Source organism: Muriicola sp. (assembly GCF_049669965.1).
GTDB lineage: Bacteria > Bacteroidota > Bacteroidia > Flavobacteriales > Flavobacteriaceae > Muriicola.
In genome coordinates this window covers 1-1,507 of the sequence record NZ_JBATLB010000292.1, presented here as the reverse complement: position 1 = coordinate 1,507, position 1,507 = coordinate 1, and the positions used below count along the sequence as shown (strand labels likewise).

The 1,507-nt window shown below is 35.8% G+C and carries 2 protein-coding genes; both read left to right on the top strand.

Annotated elements, in window-relative coordinates:
* The first annotated feature begins 98 nt into the window (after nucleotides 1-98).
* Nucleotides 99-989, top strand: a complete 891-nt coding sequence (locus WBM49_RS14280) for a nuclear transport factor 2 family protein (protein ID WP_424372721.1) — start codon at nucleotides 99-101, stop codon at nucleotides 987-989.
* Between the two features lie 5 nt (nucleotides 990-994).
* A partial coding sequence (locus WBM49_RS14275) for an SDR family NAD(P)-dependent oxidoreductase (protein ID WP_424372720.1) occupies nucleotides 995-1,507 on the top strand: 513 nt, incomplete at its 3' end.

Below are 1,507 nucleotides of genomic sequence, written 5' to 3'. Positions count from 1 at the left end.
AAATGAAATTAATTCAAAATATTGCTTGCATATTAAAAGTGTTATTGTATTTTTGCTTGCGAAACACAAGTAATAAAAATTTATAAAAATTGAAATCAATGAAAAAGGTAATCACAGTATTTGCGTTAACAGGCATTCTTGCTTCCTGTGGCACAACAAAAACAAATTCAACAAGTGAGAATAATCAAACAGAAGAAAAAACAATGAACAACAAAGAAATCGTAGGCACATTCTTAGGTGCAGTAGCCAAACAAGACGCAGAAACTATGCGCAAATTTGCAAATGCCGATTACATTCAACACAATCCATTTTTACCAACTGGTTTAGAACCTTTTATTGGATTATTACCAGTTTTAAAAGAAAATGGAACGTACGCTGAAAACGTTCGACTATTTCAAGATGGTGATTTTGTGTTTATGCACAATATCTGGAAAAATGCCAAACCTTTTGGGGCGGATGAAATGGTCGCATTTGATATTATTCGTGTCGATGAAAACGGAAAAGTAGCCGAGCATTGGGACGCAATGACCGTTTTAGAGAAAGAATCTGCAAGCGGCAGAAGTCAAACCGATGGACCAACAACTGTTGAGGACTTAGACAAAACCGAAGCCAATAAAGCCTTGGTTACTTCTTTTATTAATGACATCCCAATGGGTAAAAATCAAGATAAAATTGCAGAGTATATCAGTGCCGAGCAATATGACCAACACAATCCGCAGATCAAAGATGGATTGAACGGCCTTGGAGAATTCTTTCAATACTTGGCTTCCCAAAATATAGTTTTCAAATACAACAAACTCCACAAAGTTATGGGCGAAGGGAACTTTGTTCTTACCGTTAGCGAAGGCGAATTGATGGGTAAAAATCAAGTGTTTTACGATTTATTCCGTGTAGAAAATGGCAAAATTGTAGAGCATTGGGATGTGATTCAAGAAATACCTACCGAAGGTTTAGCTCATAATAACGGAATGTTTGGCTTTAAAAATTAATAAAATTGAAAAATGTAATCATCACAGGAAGTAGTAGTGGATTCGGCTTAAAAGCAGTTAAAGATTTTGCCGATAAAGGCAACAAAGTATTCGCAACTATGCGAAATCCAGAAGGAATAAACGCAGAGGTAAAAAAAGAATTAGAAGCATATTCATCTCTCATTACGGTAGTTGATATGGATGTTACTAATGATACTTCTGTAAAAGAAGCTATGAATAGTATTCTTGAGAAAGCAGGAAATATTGATATTTTAATTAACAATGCAGGTATTATGTATATAGGCATTACTGAAGCCTATAGCGTTGAGCAGGCAAAGTGGCAAATGGAAACCAACTATTATGGTGCTATTAGAACAATGCAAGCAGTTTTGCCTTCAATGCGAAGCTCAGGTTCAGGTTTAATTATCAATACCTCTTCATTAGTTGGTCGTATGTCGCCACCTTTTTTCGGAACTTATACCGCTACAAAACACGCTTTAGAAGGTTATTCCCAAGCCTTACGTTATGAGGTTTCGCCT